Origin of the sequence: Alcaligenes sp. DN25 (assembly GCF_023674485.1) — a bacterium.
In the GTDB taxonomy this organism is placed as follows: Bacteria; Pseudomonadota; Gammaproteobacteria; order Burkholderiales; family Burkholderiaceae_B; genus Alcaligenes; species Alcaligenes phenolicus.
Genome location: NZ_CP098408.1, coordinates 1,921,951 through 1,942,841 on the forward strand (window position 1 = coordinate 1,921,951; position 20,891 = coordinate 1,942,841).

General features: G+C 54.6%; 19 protein-coding genes, 1 tRNA gene, 1 pseudogene and 2 riboswitches. Of the genes and pseudogenes, 5 read left to right on the plus strand and 16 right to left on the minus strand.

Annotated features, from left to right (window positions below; all coding sequences use genetic code 11):
• Positions 1 to 50: 50 nt before the first annotated feature.
• A pseudogene (locus NBV64_RS08880) lies at positions 51 to 1,427 on the plus strand (ATP-dependent DNA helicase); the annotation flags it as partial.
• Here the strand turns inward: NBV64_RS08880 and NBV64_RS08885 are convergent.
• The 6 genes from NBV64_RS08885 to NBV64_RS08910 form a co-directional block, all read right to left on the minus strand.
• Positions 1,372 to 2,733 carry a D-amino acid dehydrogenase gene (locus NBV64_RS08885; RefSeq protein ID WP_031232121.1) on the minus strand — a complete coding sequence of 454 codons (1,362 nt, stop codon included), beginning with the start codon at positions 2,731 to 2,733 and terminating at the stop codon, positions 1,372 to 1,374. The pseudogene NBV64_RS08880 and the gene NBV64_RS08885 sit on opposite strands and share 56 nt — an antisense overlap.
• 48 nt (positions 2,734 to 2,781) lie before the next feature.
• A riboswitch (glycine riboswitch) is annotated at positions 2,782 to 2,862 on the minus strand.
• A 4-nt stretch (positions 2,863 to 2,866) separates the two neighbouring features.
• A riboswitch (glycine riboswitch) is annotated at positions 2,867 to 2,954 on the minus strand.
• A gap of 223 nt (positions 2,955 to 3,177) precedes the next feature.
• On the minus strand, positions 3,178 to 4,944 hold the full coding sequence (nadB, locus tag NBV64_RS08890) for an L-aspartate oxidase (protein WP_250757118.1): 1,767 nt from the start codon (positions 4,942 to 4,944) through the stop codon (positions 3,178 to 3,180).
• Positions 4,944 to 6,083: a quinolinate synthase NadA gene (gene nadA / locus NBV64_RS08895; protein ID WP_250757119.1), complete on the minus strand. Its 1,140-nt coding sequence runs from the start codon at positions 6,081 to 6,083 to the stop codon at positions 4,944 to 4,946. The genes nadB and nadA overlap by 1 nt, the downstream gene beginning before the upstream one ends.
• Before the next feature lie 204 nt (positions 6,084 to 6,287).
• Complete coding sequence (locus NBV64_RS08900) at positions 6,288 to 7,334, minus strand: NADP(H)-dependent aldo-keto reductase (protein ID WP_250757120.1); 1,047 nt, start codon at positions 7,332 to 7,334, stop codon at positions 6,288 to 6,290.
• Positions 7,335 to 7,416: 82 nt separating this feature from the next.
• Complete coding sequence (locus NBV64_RS08905) at positions 7,417 to 9,075, minus strand: amidohydrolase (RefSeq protein ID WP_250757121.1); 1,659 nt, start codon at positions 9,073 to 9,075, stop codon at positions 7,417 to 7,419.
• Between the two features lie 368 nt (positions 9,076 to 9,443).
• Positions 9,444 to 9,860 carry a YkgJ family cysteine cluster protein gene (locus NBV64_RS08910; RefSeq protein ID WP_009454502.1) on the minus strand — a complete coding sequence of 139 codons (417 nt, stop codon included), beginning with the start codon at positions 9,858 to 9,860 and terminating at the stop codon, positions 9,444 to 9,446.
• Between the two features lie 458 nt (positions 9,861 to 10,318).
• On the opposite strand from NBV64_RS08910, the gene NBV64_RS08915 reads away from it, so the two are divergent.
• Positions 10,319 to 10,395, plus strand: a tRNA-Val gene (locus NBV64_RS08915).
• A gap of 160 nt (positions 10,396 to 10,555) precedes the next feature.
• On the opposite strand, the gene NBV64_RS08920 is transcribed toward NBV64_RS08915, so the two are convergent.
• From NBV64_RS08920 to NBV64_RS08930, 3 genes are read right to left on the minus strand one after another with little or no spacing between them, the layout of a single operon-like run.
• Positions 10,556 to 11,776 carry a tyrosine-type recombinase/integrase gene (locus NBV64_RS08920; RefSeq protein ID WP_250757122.1) on the minus strand — a complete coding sequence of 407 codons (1,221 nt, stop codon included), beginning with the start codon at positions 11,774 to 11,776 and terminating at the stop codon, positions 10,556 to 10,558.
• 16 nt (positions 11,777 to 11,792) lie between these two features.
• Positions 11,793 to 12,017: a helix-turn-helix transcriptional regulator gene (locus NBV64_RS08925; RefSeq protein ID WP_250757123.1), complete on the minus strand. Its 225-nt coding sequence runs from the start codon at positions 12,015 to 12,017 to the stop codon at positions 11,793 to 11,795.
• Between the two features lie 2 nt (positions 12,018 to 12,019).
• The gene (locus NBV64_RS08930; protein ID WP_250757124.1) at positions 12,020 to 12,487 is read right to left on the minus strand and encodes a class I SAM-dependent methyltransferase; all 468 of its coding nucleotides are present in this window, start codon (positions 12,485 to 12,487) and stop codon (positions 12,020 to 12,022) included.
• 17 nt (positions 12,488 to 12,504) lie between these two features.
• Between NBV64_RS08930 and NBV64_RS08935 the strand changes: the two genes are divergently transcribed.
• Both NBV64_RS08935 and NBV64_RS08940 read left to right on the plus strand, forming a co-directional pair.
• Positions 12,505 to 13,977: an HNH endonuclease gene (locus NBV64_RS08935; protein ID WP_250757125.1), complete on the plus strand. Its 1,473-nt coding sequence runs from the start codon at positions 12,505 to 12,507 to the stop codon at positions 13,975 to 13,977.
• Positions 13,978 to 14,160: 183 nt separating this feature from the next.
• Entirely contained in the window at positions 14,161 to 14,925 is a 765-nt protein-coding gene (locus NBV64_RS08940; protein ID WP_250757126.1) for a hypothetical protein, read from the plus strand.
• A gap of 5 nt (positions 14,926 to 14,930) precedes the next feature.
• Here the strand turns inward: NBV64_RS08940 and NBV64_RS08945 are convergent, their stop codons facing one another.
• From NBV64_RS08945 to NBV64_RS08975, 7 genes are all read right to left on the minus strand, one after another.
• A complete protein-coding gene (locus NBV64_RS08945; RefSeq protein WP_250757127.1) occupies positions 14,931 to 15,830 on the minus strand; it encodes a recombination-associated protein RdgC in 900 nt (299 codons plus the stop codon).
• 510 nt (positions 15,831 to 16,340) lie between these two features.
• Positions 16,341 to 16,877: a single-stranded DNA-binding protein gene (ssb, locus tag NBV64_RS08950; protein WP_250757128.1), complete on the minus strand. Its 537-nt coding sequence runs from the start codon at positions 16,875 to 16,877 to the stop codon at positions 16,341 to 16,343.
• Entirely contained in the window at positions 16,878 to 17,513 is a 636-nt protein-coding gene (locus NBV64_RS08955) for a lambda exonuclease family protein (protein WP_250757129.1), read from the minus strand.
• 2 nt (positions 17,514 to 17,515) lie between these two features.
• Positions 17,516 to 18,277 carry an ERF family protein gene (locus tag NBV64_RS08960; protein ID WP_250757130.1) on the minus strand — a complete coding sequence of 254 codons (762 nt, stop codon included), beginning with the start codon at positions 18,275 to 18,277 and terminating at the stop codon, positions 17,516 to 17,518.
• 7 nt (positions 18,278 to 18,284) lie between these two features.
• On the minus strand, positions 18,285 to 19,352 hold the full coding sequence (locus tag NBV64_RS08965; protein WP_250757131.1) for a coiled-coil domain-containing protein: 1,068 nt from the start codon (positions 19,350 to 19,352) through the stop codon (positions 18,285 to 18,287).
• Positions 19,353 to 19,546: 194 nt separating this feature from the next.
• Positions 19,547 to 19,804, minus strand: coding sequence for a hypothetical protein (locus tag NBV64_RS08970; RefSeq protein WP_250757132.1), 258 nt, complete (start codon positions 19,802 to 19,804; stop codon positions 19,547 to 19,549).
• A gap of 91 nt (positions 19,805 to 19,895) precedes the next feature.
• Entirely contained in the window at positions 19,896 to 20,258 is a 363-nt protein-coding gene (locus tag NBV64_RS08975; RefSeq protein ID WP_250757133.1) for a hypothetical protein, read from the minus strand.
• A gap of 324 nt (positions 20,259 to 20,582) precedes the next feature.
• Between NBV64_RS08975 and NBV64_RS08980 the strand changes: the two genes are divergently transcribed.
• Entirely contained in the window at positions 20,583 to 20,792 is a 210-nt protein-coding gene (locus tag NBV64_RS08980; protein WP_268378299.1) for a cold-shock protein, read from the plus strand.
• Positions 20,793 to 20,891 lie beyond the last annotated feature (99 nt).

Below are 20,891 nucleotides of genomic sequence, written 5' to 3' on the forward strand. Positions count from 1 at the left end.
CCTTGCAGCGCTTAAGCCCGGAAGGCGAGGGTGCGTGGCGGGTGCTGGAAATGGTGGCCCGTGACAAGCAGTGCCCCCATCCGGATAAGGCCTGTCATGGTCAGTCCTGTCCTTTGGCCGAAGGTTTTTACGACCGTCTTCCGGCTGCCCGTCAGCAAGCTCTGGAGCAACCCATGCTGACTAGCCAGCGCTTGCAACAAGTGGCTAGCGAGCATCAGGTCTGCCCCTATTATTTGAGCCAGGAAATGCTGCGTTGGGCAGACGCTATTGTGGGCGACTACAACTACTTTTTCGACACGCATGCGGTGCTGTATAGCCAGACCCTGGCCCAGCAATGGCGCAGCGCGGTTCTGGTGGATGAGGCTCACAATCTGGTTGAACGTGCCCGTTCCATGTATTCCGCGTCTTTCTCGCAAGTGCAGTTGCGCATGGCGCGTAAAGCCTCGCCTTCGGCCTTGAAGCGTCATTTCGCCCCTTTGACTCGCTTGATGGAGAACTTGATACCTGAGGAAGGCGGTGACCAATGGGGGCTGGAAAAGATCCCGGAGGATTTGCTGGAGCAGTGCGACTATCTGGCGGCCCGTTTAGGCGCTTATGTGGCCGAGAATCCCATGCCGCAAGACAGCCCCTTGCTGCAGTTCTATTTCGAGCTGCTGTACTTTGTGGACCTGGCCGGACAGTTCGGCTCGCATTCCTTATTCGATATTTTGGCGCAGCGCGATGGCGTGCTCCTGAACTTGCGCAATATCGTGCCTGCTCCGTTTCTGGCCGAACGCTATGGCGACGCGCACGGGGTAGTGCTGTTCTCTGGCACCATGAACCCCTCGCAGTTTTATCGTGATGTTTTGGGTCTGCCGCCCAGCACAGCAGAGTTGAATGTGGCATCTCCTTATCGGGCTGAGCAGTTGCGGGTACGTCAATATGCCGGTCTGTCCACGCGCTATGCTGACCGGGCCCAGAGCCTGAGCGGCGTTTGCGATATTGTCGGGCAGGCGTATCAGGAGCAGCCGGGCAACTATCTCTTGTTTTTGAGCAGCTTTGATTATCTGCAGCAGGTCAGTCAGGCCTTGCAGGAGCGCTGGCCGGATATGCCGCTTTGGCATCAGCAACCGGGCATGAGCGATCTGCAAAGAACGCAGTTTCTGGACCGCTTTACGCTGGATGGGAAGGGAGTGGGTTTAGCGGTGCTGGGTGGGGCGTTTTCAGAAGGGGTGGATTTACCCGGTAAACGCTTGATCGGTGCTTTTATTGCCACCCTGGGTTTGCCGCAGTTCAATCCGGCCAATGAGTCCGTCAAACAAGTCATGGCCCGGCTCTTTGGGGAGCGGCGGGCCTATGACTATACCTATCTGTATCCGGGACTACGCAAGATTACACAGGCCGCGGGTCGTGTGATTCGCGATGAACAGGATCAAGGCTTTGTGTATCTGCTGGACGAGCGCTATGGGCAGCGGCGGGTGCAGCAGTTGCTGCCGGACTGGTGGCAAATTGAGCAGGTGCGGACTGACGCTCGTTCTGGGCAATCACTTCGGTAATGATTTGGGCGGTGGCGGCTGACAGTGTCCAGCCCAGGTGACCGTGGCCGGTGTTGTAGTACACGCCAGGGCGGCTGCCTGCTTTTACGCGCGGCATCATGTCCGGCATCATGGGGCGCAAGCCAGCCCACGGTACAACACGGTCGGTAGCCGCGTCGTGGAAGTTGCGACGGGTCCAGTTGGTCAGCGGGGCGATACGGTCGGCGCGAATGTCCTTGTTGGCGCCGTTGTATTCCGCCGTACCGGCCACACGCAGGCGGTCCTTGCCCAGACGGCTGGTCACAATCTTGGCTTCTTCGTCCAGCAAACTGACCCAAGGGGCGGCATGTTGGGCTTCCGGCGTATCCAGGTACACGGAGATCGAATAGCCTTTGACCGGGTAGATGTTGATGTAGTCGCCCAGCATATGGGCCAAGTGACGGCTACCCACGCCAGCGCAAACTACCAAGGAATCCACAGACAGTGTATGGGTGTGGGCTTCAGCGCCTTCACCGGTACGCAACTGGATGCGGTGTGGTGGGCCGCAATCAATACCCAGGACTTCCGTATCTTGCAGGAACTTCACGCCGCGCTTGGCGCAGGCATCGGCCAGACCGCGTGTGTATTTATGAATATCGCCTGTGGCGTCCGAAGGCGTAAAGAAACCGCCGTAGTAGGTGCCTTGCAGAGCAGGTTCGATCTGGTGGATTTCTTCGTTGGTAACCGTGCGGCGTTCCAAGCCGCCTTTGTGCAGCAGTTGGCTGACTTTCTTGCCAGATTCAAAGCCGCCGGGGGTGTGGTAGATGTGCAGAATGCCGCGCTGTTCCAGGTCGAAATCAATGTTTTCGTCCTTGGCCCACTGGTACAGATTCTCGCGGGCGCTGATGGCCAGCTTGACGGTGTCCACGGTGTTGCGCTCGTAACCGGAAATCGCGCCCACAAATTGCGCCATCCAGCTGTATTTATGCCAGCTTGGTTTGGGGTTGAACAGCAGTGGGGCGTCTTTGCGCATCATCCACTTCAAGCCCTTGAGAATGGTGCTGCGGCTGTTCCAGACTTCGGCGTTGCACGCAGATAGCTGTCCACCGTTGGCGAAGGAGGTTTCCATCGCGGGGTAGCGCAGGCGGTCGATAACGGTAACTTGATAGCCTTTCAGGCTAAGGGCGTAGGCGGTGGTGATTCCGGAAATACCGGCGCCAATGACGGCAATATGCGACATAACAGGCTCCTGACAGGTGAATTACCACCGAGTAGTGGCAATACCCCATCTGTCCTGTGACCTGAGAGTTTATCCAACCTGTGTGTCTGGCTGGGCTCCTTCGGTGGGCGTCAAACGCCGCTCTCCAGAGTGTCGGGCTGGTACGATCCTTTTGCCTGAGAGATTCCGGGGTGGTTGCTCCGTCGGCGCCTGACTGAACAGGTCTCTTTCATACCGCCTGTAGTGACGCGACTACAGTAGCTGTGCTTACAAAAGTTTGCAATCAGGGTAAACCGGGAGCTGCATGCAGCGCTTGGGGGATTTCCATGGATAGATGCGATTGTCGGCTAAGCTCGGGAAGTTGTTGAGACTGCCCGTCCTTGATGCCGAGTTATTACTTACTTTTCGTCTAATTTGCGCCCGATATTTCGTTGATTCCGGAGCGGGGCTCGTTTCTTTATGGACTTAGTCCAAGCGGTAATGCGCACCCAGACTGTGTGGTCGGTCCAAGGCTGCCTGGGTTAGCAGCCAGGCAGTGTCCAGTTGCAGGCTGAGGGTCCGTTGGTCGAGGCTGGGGGGGAGAAGGCTAATTTGCCTGCGCCACCGGTCCAGGGTGTGCAAGGCTTGCATCAGTCCTTGGCGATTGCGCAACAGGCCGACATGCTCTTGCATCAAGTTGCGCAAGGCGGGCAGGGAGGGTGGATTGTTTGTGGATGGGCTGCGGTTTTTACGGTTGCCGTTGCTATAGCTATTGTTTTTGCCATAGTGACGTCCTTTGTCGTTGATTATGTTTTCCATTGCATTGGCTGCCGCCGCAGTCATAAGGGAATGTCTTGGGTTTGGGGTCGAGCGCGAACTAGCGTTCAAACTCAAACCCCAATTCGGGCCGACACTAGCCTGGGAACTGGAACTGGAACTGGAACTGGAACTGGAACTGGAACTGGAGTTTGGATTGGAGTTCTTGTATGAACATGAGCGTGACATCGAACTTGTATTTGCAATGTCTGTCTCAGGGATCAAAGCTGAACGCTGGTTTCTCTTGCTTCCAGCAATCGCCTCGGCAGCCGCCCGCCCCATGACGACACACTCCAGCAAGGAGTTGCTGGCCAATCGATTTGCCCCATGCAAACCTGTGCAGGCCGCTTCACCCACGGCGTACAAACCAGCTACCGTCGTGCGGCCTGACAGGTCTGTTTCAACCCCCCCGCAGCTGTAGTGCGCGGCAGGCGCTACCGGCACCCAATCCTGACGTAAATCCAAACCCCGACGCAAACCTTCTTCCAATGCTTTCGGGAAATGCTGCTGCAAAGTGTCCGCACCAAGATGGCGTACATCCAGCCAGACATGGCTGCTACCTTCTTGCCGCATCTGTGCGGCAATCGCACGCGACACAATATCGCGTGGAGCCAGTTCCGCTCTGGCGTCGTAATCCGGCATGAAGCGGCGACCTTGCTTGTCCAGCAGATGTCCACCCTCACCACGCAAGGCTTCGGTTAGCAAGAAGGTGGGACCCTCCGCATGCAAGCAGGTCGGATGAAACTGCACAAACTCCAGATCGCGTACCGCCGCACCAGCGCGCCAGGCCAGGGCAATGCCTTCTCCCAAGGCGCTGTCGGGATTGGTGCTGTGCGCGTACAGGCTACCTAGCCCACCAGTTGCCAACACGACATGATCCGCCAACATAGTTTCGTAGCGACGAGTGTGCTTGTCGTAGATATCCACGCCAGCCACCGCGCCTTGCTCATTGTGGCGCAGGTCTAATGCCAGGCAGTCTGTACGCTGCTGGATATGAGAGGCTTGAGTCAATTGGGGCAGGAGAGCCTGCATGATGGCATAACCACTGGCATCGGCCGCGTGTACGATGCGTCGCTGGCTGTGCCCACCCTCGCGAGTCAGGTGCAATTGGCCATCTTCCGTTCTGTCCAGAGGAACCTGCTTTTTCAGTAGCCAATGCACCGCTTCTGGCGCGGCTTGCAAAATCCCGCGCACCGCTTCTTTATCCGAGTGCCGAGCACCCGCTTCCAGCGTGTCTTCAATGTGTTGTTCCAGACTGTCCTGGGCACTGAGTACGGCGGCCAGACCTCCCAAGGCCATCGGGCTGGCCCCACAGGGAGCGGGGGCGCTGCTGAGCAGAGTCACTTTCATGGTGGAGGGCAAGGATAGAGCCAGACTGGTGCCAGCCAGCCCCGCACCGATGATTAACACCTCCGTCTGTGTCGAGCCTGATTGCATCAAGCAGCTCCTACATGCTGGAACTGCTGACTGTGCTCGGCCAGGTCAGCACTAACGCGCAAATTGTTCTGCTGAGCGGCAGCAAAATCCATCATGCGTTGCAAAGAACGTCGGGCGCCTTCACGCAGGTCAGGATCTACTTGAATGCCAGGGCCTGGTTGACTTAATCGTTGATGCAGTGCTTCCAGACTGTTCAAGGCCATCCAGGGGCAAAAGGCGCAGCTTTTGCAGGTAGCACTTTCGCCCGCGGTAGGGGCGGCCAAAAAGGTTTTGCCCGGCGCTTGCTGGCGCATGGCATGCAAGATTCCTTGATCGGTGGCGACGATAAAGGTGTCGGCAGAACGATTGATGGCAGCGCGCAGTAGCTGCGTTGTCGAGCCAACCACATCCGCCAGCGCAACAACAGAAGCGGGTGATTCAGGATGCACCAGCACCTGGGCATCGGGGTGCTCGCTCATCAAGGCTTTCAAGCCATCGGCCTTGAATTCGTCATGGACCAGACAGGAGCCTTGCCAAAGCAGCATGTCTGCGCCGGTTTTTTTTTGGATATAAGAGCCCAAATGACGATCCGGTGCCCACAGAATTTTTTTCCCTTGGGCATGTAAATGCCGCACGATGTCCAGGGCGATGGAGGACGTCACCACCCAATCCGCCTGGGCTTTGACAGCCGCGCTGGTATTGGCATACACCACCACCTCCCGATCCGGATGCGCAGCACAGAATTGCTTGAAATCCTCGGGGGCGCAACCTAGATCCAGAGAACACGTCGCCTCGTCATGTACGGCCAGTACGCGCTTTTCAGGGCTCAGAATTTTGGCGGATTCAGCCATAAAGCCCACGCCGGCTACCAAGACCGTGCTGGCCTCATGTTCCTGCCCAAAGCGCGCCATTTCTAATGAGTCGCCCACGCAGCCCCCGGTTTCCAAGGCCAGGTCTTGAATATCCGGGTCTGTGTAGTAGTGGGCCACCAGTACAGCGTCTTGCTCTTTCAACTGCTTGGCCAGAGCTTGCTTCAAGGCGGCCTTATCGCTTTGCAGATTGAGTTTGGAAGGAACTTCATGCCAGGTAATCTGACGGCTCAAAGTGTCCTTGGCGTCGGGCTGACAGACATCCACGGGGAAATGCTGAATCATGTTCATCCTTGATGCTCATTTTGAGCATAAATAGAATAAAAAAATGGGGAATATGAATTTCTGATCGGAAAGAAGCGCGTCTCTATTGTTATGCTTTTTTTGAGCATAAATAAAAAAACAGCACACTGCAAGCACAAGAGCAGGGTAGGGAAAGAAAAAAGAGGGGTGCCCCGCCTTGGACGCCTGTGCCCAAGGCGGGGTGAAAGCCAATTAAGGCGCAGGGTTCGGGGTGTGGTGATGAATAGCGTTGATCTTGGCGATTAACTCATCACTTAATTGAACATCTGCACTGGCGATGTTCTCGCGCAGTTGTTCCAGCGTAGTCGCACCGATCAGGTTGCTGCTGGTAAAGGCTTGCTGGTTTACCCAGGCCAAGGCCAATTGGGTAGGCGTCAAACCGTATTCGCGAGCCAGTTCGTTGTAGGCCACCGCGGCCTCACGAGCGCGGGGAGCATCGTAGCGCGTGAAACGGTCGTACAGCGTCAGCCGTCCTTTCTCGGGACGAGCTCCGTTGTCATATTTGCCCGTCAACACACCCATCGCCAAAGGTGAATAGGCCAGCAGACCCAGGCCTTCATAACGGCAGAATTCGGACAGCCCTTCTTCAAACACGCGGTTCAGCAGGTTGTAGGGGTTCTGGATCGTGGCAATCAAAGGCAGAGAGCGGGAGCGCGACAGCTCCAGAAATCGCGAAACACCCCAAGGCGTTTCATTGGAGACACCTATGTGACGTATCTTGCCTTGACGCACAAAGTCATCCAGTACCGACAAGGTTTCCTCGATTGGGATAGTGTCTTCTTCTTTCCACGGGTAGCTGCGCTGCCCAAATGTCACCGTGCTGCGATCCGGCCAGTGCAGTTGATACAGGTCCAGATAGTCTGTTTGCAGTCGACGCAGGCTGTCATGCAGGGCTTGTTCCAGATTCTTGCGATCCAGGCTGGTACCGCCATTGCGGATATGACCAGGGCGTTTGGGGTCACGTTGGGGGCCAGCAATTTTGCTGGCCAGAACAATGTCCTTGCGGCGGCCGGTTTTAGCCAGCCAGGTGCCGATATATTGCTCGGTCAAACCTTGCGTAGCCGCCATAGGGGGCACAGGGTACATCTCGGCGGTATCCACCAGATTCACACCCAGTTCCAAAGCAAGGTCCAGTTGAGCGTGCGCATCGGCCTCGCTGTTCTGTTCCCCGTATGTCATGGTGCCCAAGCCAATCAGGCTGACATCCAGGTCTGTATTGCCCAGCTTGCGGTATTTCATTTGCTTCGACTCCCGAAAGCGCAGGGCCGGGCGGCCCTACAAACCGTGCATGGTAGCGTATTTAGCCAGCCTGCCGGGCAGCTTATTGTGCAGCTGTGTACACCAGACGACCTTGGAAAATAGTCATCAACACCTTGGTGCCGCTGATTTCGCTAGGCTCAATCTTGAATAAGTCCCGATCCAGCACAATCAGATCAGCAGATTTCCCTGTTTCCAAAGACCCCGTTTCTGTTTCGCGGCCCAAAGCCTTGGCACCGTTTTGCGTAAAAATCTGCAGTGCTTCGGTCAGATTCAAGGCTTGTTCAGCGCCCAGTTGCTCACCCTGCCGCTGCCCGAAGGGATTGGCGCGCGTCATCAGAGACTCAATCGCGGGCCAAGGGTTGTTGTCCTTCACACCAGAGGGCCAGTCCGAGCCGGCAATAATGGTGGCGTCATGATCCAACAACATACGGGCCTGGAACATGTTCCTGCTGCGCTCACCCACTACCGAGCTGATGGCGTCAGTCAAACCGGAGGGGTACCAGATATAGGGAGAAAAGTCGGCGGCTACATTCAGAGCCTTGAAGCGCGGTTTGTCCTGATCGTCTACAAACTCCGAGTGTGCAAGCTCGTGCATCAAACCTTGAGGACCATTGGCGTTGCGTGCTTTTTCAATAGCGTTCAACGCCACGCGAATAACCCGATCACCCGCGGTATGCATCTTCAAACCATAACCGGCTGCATCCAGGTGAGAGACGACGCGATCCAGTTCATTTTCAGGAACGACCAAGGCCCCCAAGGACAGAGGATCATCCTGGTGAGTATCCGCGTAGGGCTCCAGCATGGCGGCTGTATGTGCCGCGGTAGGAACCCCGTCGGTATAGATCTTGACGTAGTTGGTCTTCAGGTCAGGGAGGGCATACTGCTTGCTGATGCGGTCAATTTCAGCAAAATCAAAAACATGCTTGCTGTCCTTGCCCGAGATACGGATGGCGGTGGCGATATGGGCATTCAAACCCTCTTGCTTGGCCAGGTTGTAATACGAGCGCACAACAGCCTCGCTGGCATCGGCATCCTTTAAACCCGTAATCCCGAACTGGTTGGACTCCTGGATGGCATAGCGCGCTGCTTTCAGATATTGATCATCCGTCCAATCCGGTACAAAAGAACGGATATAGCTATTGGCCTCGACTAAAACCCCGTTGGGTTCGCGGCTATCAAGCTCGTGCTTGACGGTCATGCCGCTAGGAGGCGTAAAGTTGGCATCAATCTGCAAGAGGCCCAAAGCCTTGGAGTTGACCCAGGCGTTGTGACCCGTGTCGTCGGTCAACACAATAGCCTTGTCGCCAGAGACGGCATCCAGCCATGCGCGCGGCGAAGCAATTTTGTGAGTCTTGAAGAAATCACTGTCCCATTGGCCTCCCTGAATCCACAGCGTTTCGTTACGCGCCACGCAGGCTTTCAAGGTGTTTGCCAATACATCCGGCGTTACCGTGAAAGGGAAGTTGCACTGGAACAGATGCTTCAAGCCACCCCATACAGGATGGGAGTGTGCTTCATTGATACCGGGCATAGCCATTTTCCCGCCAAGATCAATCAGCTGAGTCTTGTCCCCACGTCTGGATTGCAGTTGCTCTGTACTGCCCACGGCTTCAATTTTTCCATCACGTATCGCAATGGCTTCAACCCAAGCCTGTTCCGGGTTTTGCGTATAAATACGCCCATTCACGACTAGCAGGTCGGCCGCAGGTGAGGCTGCCAATATTATTGGGCTGATAGTACTGATCCCAGCCAGGCATGCCAATGAGGCAACTGCTAAACGTGAACGACTAAAAGGCATGTCTCTTTGCTCCAGTATTGTTATGACGATGTTTGAGGTGTTGGATATAGCTTTCTTGTGTTTTTGAGAGTTCAAAAAAGCGATAGCCAACACCTCAAGGCTACAGCTCTGGAGCAGGGGTTTCTATAGGTAAAAACACAATGAGAGATCTACGAATATGCCCAAAGTTATTCAAGCAATAAAATACCTCTGAACGTGTGAAAGAAGCTTTATGTATCAATTGGTAGCCAACAAAAAAGCCTTCACGCATCAGCAGTGAAGGCTTTCCGAGAGAGGCTCAGCTACGGGTATCAGGCCGCCTCATCATGCTCCGGCAGGGCGGGTGGAGCAGGCAGCGGGCGGGTAGGCAGTAAAGGCAAACCGTGTTTGCTGCGCAAACGCTGGCAATCCACATTTGGGCTGCCATCCAGTTCCCAGATTTGGTAGTCACGACAGGGAGTAGGGCGATCCGGATAAATAGCGCAATGAATCCCAGGCTGGCCCAAGGTGCCACGCAAGGCAATACAACGACCTTCCCCTTGCTCGGTTCCTTTCATACAGGCGCGCAACGGCCCAACCTTGGTGGTCAACTCGACCGGTACCGTACCGCCAGTCTCGCCACTTAACTCACCACTATAGAAAGACACCCGAAAGTGCGAACAGCACACGCCGCAGCTTAAACAGGGGTTTTCATCAAAAATCTCGTCATTGGGTGGCGTATAAAGCACCGCTTCCAGCGTAGTTTCCTGAACTCCGGGTAAATCCAGTAGTGGAGTCGGGGTGGGCGGGAGAGAAGAGCAAGTCATGTGCGTAGGTGTCCCGTAGCAGCCGCAGATCTGTTTCGGACGAGATTGATGATCTGCAGGCGTAAAGCAATTATTTTATTTTTGCCCGAAGAACTTGAATAGAAAAATCGTGCGACAGTGGGCCAGCTTGATGCTGGCTGGAGACAGATTGTGTGTATCTGTATGTTTCATGGCTCTGCCTTGCCAGGAAGTACATAAATTTATGGAAATTCGTCAATTTTTGTTTAATTCTTATAAAACAATGGATTACAAGATTTCTCGGTCTTGGGGAGCAATTTTTCCAGCTAAGACATATAAAAAAGATCATATTTTTTATAGAAAAACGCAAAATAGTGTTGACAGCCCCATAGGGAAGATCTATTATTTCATTTCTTCACCGCAGGCGGTTAGCTCAGTTGGTTAGAGCGCTACGTTGACATCGTAGAGGTCGCTGGTTCGAATCCAGTACTGCCTACCAGAATACATGCACACAGCTCCAAGCTGTGCCAAGAAAAGCCCCAAAGATCAATGCTTTGGGGCTTTTTTGTTGCTCGTCGTTCCAAGCTGCGCCAAGCCAGTCCCAGATCGTTTGGGGGTATGGATGGGGGTATGGTGTAACAGGAATGGGGGTATGGAAATTACGAGGCTTTTACGAGCTGTTCGTCCAGATAATCCGACCACCACTGCATCAGTTTTTTGCGCTCCTCCAGGTACATGGCGTGGTTGTATGCACGTCGAACCTTGTTTCTATCGCGATGGGCCAGTTGCCGTTCAATGGCGTCAGGGCGAAAGCCGCTGTGCTCATTCATGATGGTCGATGCCAATCCTCGGAAGCCGTGTCCTGTTTGCAGCTTCTCATAGCCCATGATTTTTAGGGCACGGTTCATGGTGTCGCTGCTCATCACAGCACCGCGGCGATTATGGACATTGGGAAACAGGTACTGAAAGTGCCCCGAGTGCTGTCGCAAGCTTTCCAAGATCGCAAGAGCTTGGGTTGAAAGCGGGACGATATGGTCGGGCGCGCTCTGCTTTTGTGCCAGGCGTCCCTTCATGCGCTCGCCCGGTATCAGCCATAGGGCATTCTTCCAATCAATCTCGTTCCATTGCGCCCACCGCAGCTCGTTGGTCCGCGGAAAAGTGCGCATCATCAGCTTGATGGCCAGCCGCGTCTCTGGTCTGCCGTGATAGCGCTCAACGCTGGCGAGTAGGGCGGGGAGATCCGTTTCTGCTACGTGCGGGAAATGCTCTACCGGTGGGCGTTCTTGCAAAAACTGCCGTAGCCCTTGTGTGACGTCTACCTGAATCAAGCCAGTACCGCAGCCGTATCGGAAGACCATGCCGACTGCTTCCAGCACCCGAGCAGCCATCTCTAGCGCACCGCGCTGTTCCACTTGCTGCACCAGTTCCAGTACAGCTTTTCCAGTCACGCTGGAAATCGAACGCTGGCCGATATGAGGATGCACGTTCGCGGCAAGAGCATTCGAGATCCGCGTAAAGTAGCCTTCACTCCATACTGGTCTACGGGTTTCCAGCCATTCGTCTGCGACCGCCTTGAACGTGATACCCATTGTCGCCGGCGGGGGCGCCTCGCCAGGGTCAAGGCCTTCCGATAGCCGGGCCTTGGCCTTTTCGCGCTGTTCTCGGGCGGCAGCAAGGCCTATCTCCGGATAAGGGCCGAAGGTCAGGATGTTTTCTTTCCCTGTCATGGGACGCCGGTACTTTAATCTCCATCGCTTGGAACCGGATAGAAGCAGCTCAAGGTACAAACCACCGCCGTCAAAAAGGCGGTTCTTGCCGCCCTTGCTGAATTTTGCTGCTTTGCACTTTGAGTCCGTCAGCGGTGGAATCTTCTTTGCCATGTCTTTGGGTTTCCTCTTATTTATAGGAGTCGGGGTTGTTGAGCCAGGCAAGGATGTCTTCGCCTTTCCAGGCTGTGCAGGCTCTGCTTACTAGCTTGGCGGCCGGTGCCTTCCCGGCAAGTACTCTTTTGCGCCAGGTCTCGCGGCTAAACGGGATACGGTCGGCGAACTCGTCCCACCGGTACAGGCCTTCGGGGTGGATGGTGGGGGCGCTCTTTTGAGAATGTTGGGTGTTGTTCATGACTATCCTTTCATGAAGGTGATCCAGTGGGTATCGGCACGTTTCCCGCTGGGATGGCCGAACAGGGGCTTGTGAGGGGTCAACTCAAGAATCTGGCGCGTTGGAATCTGGATCTCATTCCACTTAAAGATCAGCACCCCCTCGGGCTTGAGGACGCGAAAGCATTCCGCAAAGCCACGGCGCAGATCGTCCCTCCAGTCATCACTGAGGATTCCGTACTTGGCACGTAGCCAGGACTCCCGGCCAGCGTGACGCAGGTGAGGGGGATCGAAGCACACAAGACGAAAGCTCTCGTCAGGAAACGGCATTGCCCGGAAGTCCATATTCAGATTGGGCGTGATGTTGAAGGCTCGCCCGTCGCAAAGCGTATGGTTCTCGCTGCGAATATCTCCGAATAGGGCGCGTTGGTCCTGGCGGTTAAACCACATCATGCGGCCACCACAGCAGGGGTCTAGAACAAGCTGTGTCATGTAAATAGCTCCTATATATGGACGCAAAAAAAAACTCACTAAGCGTTACACTTAGTGAGCTAAGTTCGATTATTAAAAGGGGTTTGGGCGTGACTGAATTTAATGCTTGGGTTTTTCAGGGGAACCCTAATTCTTATGACTTAGAGAAGTACATACAGTCTTCTAGACAGATTTACTGGAATACTCCCAATCGCAATAGAGCAAAGATAGCTATTGGAGATCCTGTCATTATTTGGCGTTCATCAATTGATCGAGGGGCTATCGCGGTCGGTTATGTGAATGAGCTTCCTACAAAAGCTGCTGAGGTTTTACATCCAGAGGTTATAGGGAGGGAGTTTTGGGTGGAGCATGAGGTTGGTAAGGAAGAAGAGTGGAAAACAGGGATTCAATTAGCAGGTGACATCCGCTTGAGCTCTGCCCAGGGCATGGTCACGCATGAACAGTTTATGCAGCATCCGCTGTTGCAAAAATCGCAAATCATACAAAATCCTAGAGGAACTATATTTAGGTTGTCCCAAACCGAATTTCAGGCGTTTGAAAAGCTGTGGGGAAGCTCGTCATTCCATAGAGATGCGTGTTCATTTTGGTGGGTCAATCACAAGCAAACCCGTCGTCAGGAAGTGGAAGGTGGATATATCTGGAGCCCCACCTCTAAGAAGAATGGCGCTTTTAATCAGACCTATGAAAATCTCAGGCTTGTGCAAGCTGGAGATATAGTTTTTTCCTATGCTGATGGCCAAATTAAGGCGATCGGTAGAGCGCAGGCGGGTTATGAGAACGCCCCTAAGCCGAGTGAGTTTGGTTCAGTAGGCGATGTATGGGATCAATCCGGATGGCGGGTCCCAATTGCCTGGGAAGAGCTGGAGAACCCAGTACGGCCAAAGTCACACTTAACGGCTATTGCCCCGTTACTACCAACGAAACATTCACCTATTCGTGCCGCGAATGGTGATGGGATTCAAAGCTGCTATTTGGCAGGTATTTCAGAGAGCCTGGGAAATCTTCTTCTTGAGTTAGCGGGTAGAGACCCTCTGTCTACTGGAGAGTCTGAAATTGAGTCGGAAGAAGATAGGCAAGTGCAGTTGGTTTTGGCATCGAACATTTCACAAACAGAAAAAGAGCAAATCGTTAAAGCGCGGCGCGGTCAGGGCTTGTTTAGACGAAGAGTGGCTCAGGTTGAGTCAGTCTGCAGGCTCACCGGTGTGTCGGATCCGAGATTTTTAGTGGCCAGTCATATCAAGCCTTGGCGTGTGTCAAATAATGAAGAGCGTCTGGCTGGACATAACGGCTTGCTGTTATCTCCGCATGTAGACCTATTGTTCGACAAGGGATACATCTCTTTTAAGGATGATGGGGCCATGCTGGTTAGCCAACGAGCCGCGGCGGTTCTACGAGCTTGGCAATTGCCCTTAACGGAGAGCGCTCGGCCGTTCACTCCTGAACAGAAAGTGTTTCTTGAGTATCACCGTGGGCATATTTTCAAAGAGTAAGCTCTTGTGTTTGTGGATTTATTATCTCCGTAGTGATGGGCAATAAAAACTGTCTGGTGGTCATGGCTTGATCCTAGAAAAGAAAAAACCCGTTGAGCGAATCAAACGGGGTTATGGGGTGTTGCTGTAGTAGTGATGCTTCATAGGGGATGCATCCTATGTCTTAGACACAGAGGATCGACTATGATCCCGGCGGGTGCAGAAAAACGAAATTGTTTGGAGATTATTTTGAAACGGGTGCTGCGCTGGCTAGAGGGGCCATGTCACTGGATCAACAAAACGGCAGCGAGATGGTGGGCTGAAACGCTATGGTTTTTTAGCTGTGCGCTAGTTGTGCTTATGGCCGGCAGCTATTTCCACACAGGGCAGGTATTTGGAGCTAAATGGTGGGAGGCCTTGACTGCATTCGGTACGCTTGCGGCAGTTTTGGTCGCTTTGTTTCTTGCTGCAAAGTCAGAAAAGGATCGGCGGGCATCAAATGAACTTCAAGCGAGTATTTATGCTGTTTACCTTACTAAGCGATTAGAACCAGTTATAGGCCCACTTAAAGCGGCTTGTACAGGCCCTTTGTTTGACTCCCTGGATGGCTCTGATAATAAATATCAGCGTTTCGTAGAGGAGTTCTCAGAGGTGAAGGTCGATGTTGATTTAGAGGATGTTGCTAAATTGGCAGACATGGGGAATTTGGCTGCGCAAAGAATTGCCGCAGCAATCGCCGATATTGAGTGCTTAAATTTAAAAATTCGCGAGTACGAGAGGCTTGATCAGTTAAGTTCTGCTGATAAACGCTTGCCGGACGAGTGGCTGGATATTGCGAACAGGGCTAGTGATTGTTTATCAGCAGCAGTAAATAGTCTCGTTTATGCAAATTTGCGTTATGCTTCGCCTCCCACTGGTGAAGAAATATACGGAAATCCAGAGGACTACGGCAGCATAAAAAAATGCTGATCTACTCAGTTTTTGCGCTCACCAGCTAACACCTCGACCAGATCGCTGATCATCTTGGCCAGTTCGGAGGTCATCAAGGTCATGTCGGCATCAAATATTTCGTCATCGTTGACAGCCGTCACGTCTTGTTTTTCAGTCAGGATGTCCAGCGGGCTGATGCGCTTGATGTCCAGCGCATCGGTCAGCACAAAGCTGATGCGATCAGCCCAGGTCATGGCCAAACGAGTGCATTGCTTGCCGGCTTCAACGTGCTTGCGCACTTCGTCAATGTCGGCGCTTTGTTTCACGTAGCGCACAGCAGCACCGCTATCGCCGGTGGAGCGCAGCTCGGTGTCCTGGTCGACCGTGAAGTTGGCCAGTTGCTCTTCGTCGACCAGCCAGGAGGTCATGGCCGCACCAGGCGATTGCTCGGTGTACAGAGGCTGCACGGGGAAGGGCTCCACGCTCTTGGCCAGCAAGCCCAGTACCTCATCACTCTTAGTCACGGCAGCGGTATCAATCACAAACCAGTGGTTTCTTGTGTCGATCCACACTAAAGTGCCGCGCTGTACAGCATGAGAGCGGGGCATCAAATCAATGATGATCTGCTCTTTGATTTCCTTCATCTGCTTGCGGCCTGGCTTGTAGCCTTGCTGCTCTTCGATTTCGCGGGCCTTCTCGCGGGCCGCCTGGTTAACCACAGCGCTTGGCAGCAGCTTCTTTTCGGCGCGCATGCAGATCAGATACTGCCCGTTTACTTCATGCACCAGCTCACCACCTTCACGCGGCGGCACCCAGCCTAGGCTGATCGGTTCTTGACTGGAGCCGGGGGTAAAGCTGTGCTTGTCCAGCATTTCGGCCAGTGCTTGGGCTGAGACCTCAAATTGAGGGTCCAGGCGGAAGATACGCAGGTTTTTAAACCACATGGGTGTATTCCTTTCAGGATGGGCTATGCTCACGCGGATAGAGTTTCTGCACTGAGTAGAGCAATGGAATTAAGTAAGAAGATGAGGCAGAAAGAGCGTGCGTTGATCAGTGCGCTGAAAAATACTGACCCTTCTGCGATCAATAGCTTGAATGATGCTAAAGGTGCTAGGTTCGCAATAATTTATAGCGATGAGTTTTCTGAGCTGGCATCGGAGCTCGTAAGGATTTATAGAAATGGGGGTGTTAAAGACCCTCTTTTACGCCTATCGGCAGTACTCCAAGAAAATGGAATCACCTCGTGTCGTGGTGCCGAGATGAGTTATGAGCGGGTGAAGTATTTCTTTGACAAGTACTTAGATAGAAAGCTTAGGCGGCATCCTGGGTACGTTTTTCCCAGCTCATTTGGCAAAGAAAAGTGCTCTGGCTGTGGGAGGTTGTTTGCAAACCTGTCGCATCACCTTGAGTTCTGCGCGGGCTAATTCCTGAGCCGTAGAAATGAGCGGATAACATTAAGTGCAGTACGCGTTGCGCGAGAGCAGGGGAGCGAATGGAATGTCATCGTCCATATCTGCCAAGTTGCCGGACGAGGGCGGCGGAGCCGGCCTTTGCTGCTGTCCACGCCCGGTAGCCTCTGCGTAATTGTTACGCTGCTGGCCCTGGGGCTGCCCCTGATCTTGCTGGAAAGACTCACCGTAACCATCACCGCCACCTTCACGGCCACCCAGCATTTGCATTTGCTCGGCAATGATCTCGGTCGTGAAACGCTCCTGACCGTCCTGCCCCGTCCATTTACGCGAACGCAGGCGACCTTCTACATAAACGGGACGGCCTTTGCGCAGGTACTTGCCCGCGATTTCAGCCAGACGGTTGTAGAACACCACACGGTGCCATTCCGTTTCCTCACGGCGCTCGCCGGAGGTACGGTCTTTCCACTGCGAGGTCGTGGCAATGGAAATATTGCAGATGGCCGAGCCTTCTGCGCTGTAGCGTACTTCTGGGTCGCGGCCGAGGTTGCCCACCAGAATGACTTTGTTGACTGAGGCCATTTATGCAGCCTCCAGCAAGGCGTCGCGCAGTTCGTGCTGATACTTGGTGACCGTCCGCTCAAACTCCATCAGGTCGGATTCAAGTGATTCAATCAGGTTGTCGTCGCGGTCGATGCGGATGATCTTCATGCGGCCCAGGTCGTGAACCCACAGCACCAGATCCACCCATTTACGTCCGAGCAACCACATTGCGCCATTGCACTGGTCTACATAGGCGGCAATATCGCCGTTCACAAAGGCGGTGAACAGCGTGTCGCTGCTGACCATCGTCTTGATTTCAATGATCCCGTCATTGCCCACCAAACCGTCTACGCTCACCCCAAATAGGCGGTCCGGCGTTGTGATGAAACCGGCCTCGTCAACGATGTGCCCTGTCTTACGCTCATAAACAGCGCGGGCGTAGGGCTCTTGCTCGGTGCCCAGGCGCATCGCGCCGTTCACAAAGACTTGCATGGGCTCACCGCCTTCGCGCTCTCGGGCCACATCCATGGCGTAGTCTAGGCATTTCTTGGATGGGGCACCGCTTTTCAGGCGGTCGCGGCAGTCTTTGAAACGGCTGCCGGTGATGACGCCCTTGCGAGCCTGGAGCCAGTCCGGCGTGCCCTGTTCGGCAGTGTGAATGATTAAGCCTTCCATTATTAAGCCTCCGTGAGTATCTTTTTCTTGTCCGATACGGCCTTTTTGAAAGCGTTGTAATCGGCAAGGCTGTTGGTTGCGTAGATGACGTTGCCGCCTTCCTGCCAGATGGTTTCCAGCCGTTCCAGCGTTTCGGCTTTGGCCACTTCGCTGATCCACTCGTCGCGCAGATCTGCGCTGATCTTCGAGTTCGCGCTGCCTAGCCCATCATCATCGTCACCTTTTTCAGAAACGCCAGTGATGGCCTTGAGGGTGTGGCGCTGCAGGTAAGTGACGGTGGATGCGATGGCCTGGATGTTGTTCTTGCTTCCGCTTTGGTCCGCATTGGCCTCAAGGGACACAGAATCGGTATGACCCTGGCGGTGTTTGAGAATGCAGGTTACGCGGATCAGGTCTTTCTCTTGATGGGTTTTCCAGCTCCAGGCGAAGCCATGCTTTGAAAGGGCAGGGCCGACCGCTTCGACCACATCGGAAAGTTCTGCGTGCTTGTAGTGAGTGCGCCCGTTCTTCCCGGCGAAGTCGACCGTTTTGCGTTTGATGATTTCGACAGCTTCGGACTTGAATGCAGCCAAGGCATCGTTGAAGGCCTTTTCGGCCTCGCGCTCTTCCCAGCGTTGCTGCAGGTTCATCATATGCTCCACCTGGTCGAGCGTGGCGCCTTGTTTCATGGCGGCCATCATCATGCCCATGGGGGAATTGGCGGGTACTTGATCAACCGGCGCGGTCAGGTCGCGCTGGGGAGCTTCAATAATCTCTGTGCTCATGGTGTCCTCAATATTGGATTCGGATGGCTGGGATCAGGCCCTTGGCGATCAGAATGACGGCCTGTTTGGCGCACTCGTTGGGCAACCCGTTTTCGATAAATGCGGCCAGAGCGGCGTTGTTGATACTGGCTTTGTGCGCGATATCGGCCTCGCGTTTTCGCTGTGCTGCTTCCTCGGCTGCCTTGGCGTCGGCTTGGCGCTTGATTTCTGCCTGGCGGGCAGCTTCGGCGGCATCCTTGGCGCGTTGCTCTGCGGCTAGCTTTTCAGCTTCGGCCCGGGCTTCGGCTTGTTTCTGGCGTTCGATGGCTTCGGCTCGTTCTTGCTCAGCACGGTCGGCGGCTGCTTTTGCATCAGCTTCACGCTTGGCGGCAGCATCACGTTCATCCTGGGCTTTGGCTTCCGCATCGGCTCGGGCCTTTTCAGCGGCTTGGCGGGCAATCTCCGCCTCACGGTCTTTCTGCTCCTGCTCGGCCTGCTTGCGTCGTAGCTCAGCCAGTTCTGCCTGCTCGGCTTCGTATTTCTGGCGCTCAGCCAGGGCTGCGTTCAGGATTTCCAGCGCTTTGGCCTTTACCCGGTGAGCCTCGGCCTCAAACTCTTCCCAGGACTCGTCCACGGCCACAGACTCAACCGCAGCCAGGCGTTGCCGGAGACTGTCAGCGTCCATGCCGCCAACATCCGTCGCACGGCCCGCGATGTTGGCCAGATTCGCCCTGTGCTGCGCCACGCGGCGCTCTTCCGCTTCTTCCCAGTCCGTCAGCGGCTTGCGGACCTCGTCGCGTAGCGAGTCCATCTTGGCGTTCCATTCCCGACGCTGTGCGTCGATCTGTTTCGGCACTTCTTTGTATTTCGCCGACAGCGCGGCACCCATCTTTTCAATAGCCGTCTTTGTACGCGTTACCTTGTAGGCGTCAGCGGCGCAGGCTTCACGGTCCTTGCGTATCTTCATGTCGTACACCGTGCCGCTGACCTTCTCGCGCACCTGCTCGACATAGTGATCCAAGCCGCCAGGTGTGGTGAATGTTGCCAGCGCTGTGTCTTCCGATGGCAGCTCAATCAGTTCTGTGGATTCGGTCATGTCATGCTCCAGCGGCGCGAGCTATTAGCGCCGAGCCGTAAAAAATAGCGCCGCAGAAGGCGGCGATAATGGCGATGCTTACAAGGATGGAAGGAAACCATCCCCAAGGTGGGGTGCTGCTATTTGGTGCGTAGCATCCCTGGCCATCGAACGGGTTACGGCGGCGAGTGCGGGGGAAGCCGGGGTTTTGGCTGTTAGGCATCAGGCTCTCCTTGCGTGGTGTTCCGGGCTCGTAACATTGCCTCTGCCATGCCGTATGCCATAAGAGCGGCTGTTTCCACATCCACTTCTGCAGTCATGCACATCGGTAGAGCGGAGATAGCGAACGCATCGCGCAGGCTCATTCCTGATAGCAGGCGGCGTACCTCTTCAACGTTTTTTGGCTCGAAGGTCTGATAGTCCCAGTCTGCAATTGGGTACGCTGGCCCGCCGTCATTAACTCGCGTTTTCATGGCTGCCTCCAGATACTGAGAACGCCCTCAATCCCGAGTGCGATAAAGAAAGCGGCGCAGCAGAAGAACACCGCAAAGATGAAAAACTCGATCAGCACGGCAGCGCCTCCAGTTCTTGCTGGGTCATGCAGTTATGCGTGGTGGTGTCTGCCCAGTCGCCGATGATTCGCTCACGCTCGGCGCGCAGGGCAGGGCGCAGGCTTTCATCATCAAGCGCAGCAAGCAGCTTGGCTGAATAGTCGAAGCCTGCCGAACTGGAAGCCAGAAGCGCATTCTCCATTTCTTCGATCAGCCCTATGCGGCTTACCTTTTGAGGAATCGATTGCAGGGTCCAGGCGATGTTTACGTACAGCGTTTTGCCATACAGGCAGTTGCGGATCTGCTCCGCGATATAGGCGCGGCGGCGCTCCGCCAGCTCGTAAGCGCGTACCTCGCGCTCTGCGATAGCGTTCATGGTTAGCTCCGTGGGGATTGCGCCGCGTCCGGCGCCATTGAAAGGGGAGAGGGTTAGCCTGCGTCTGCCGCCGTCACTGCATCTGCGCAAATGCAGGTGTTGGCGGGTTTCGGGGTTCTATGCCCTCTAGTCGCAGCACTCCCGCCGCCCATGGCGTGGGCGGTTTTGACATTGAAATGGTTGAGGGAGTGGGAATGCTGCGGCTGGAGAGCGTGAGTTTGGGGGTGGCTTAGTGGCTTACTTTGTAACAAGGCTATCTATATCTGTGAACAGCCCTCATAGTGTGTTCAGGGACATTTTTCCCTAGAATAATTAGGACATACATTGAAAACAGAAATTGGTATCGTGAAGTGGTTCAATAACGAAAAAGGCTTCGGCTTCATCATGCCGGAGAGTGGCGGTAAAGACCTCTTCGCACACCACAGTGAAATTCAGGGTTCTGGGTTTAAGTCTCTTGACGAGAACCAACGAGTTTCTTTCGTTGCAGGCGCTGGCCAAAAAGGCCCTTGCGCTACCCAGATCCAAATCGTTTGATCCCCTGCTTGCCTTCCTAGGCAAGTGTTGAGTTGATCGGTTAAGGCCGGACCCTTTGAAACATTGGGTTCGGCCTTTTCGTATGTAGGTGCCCGCTTT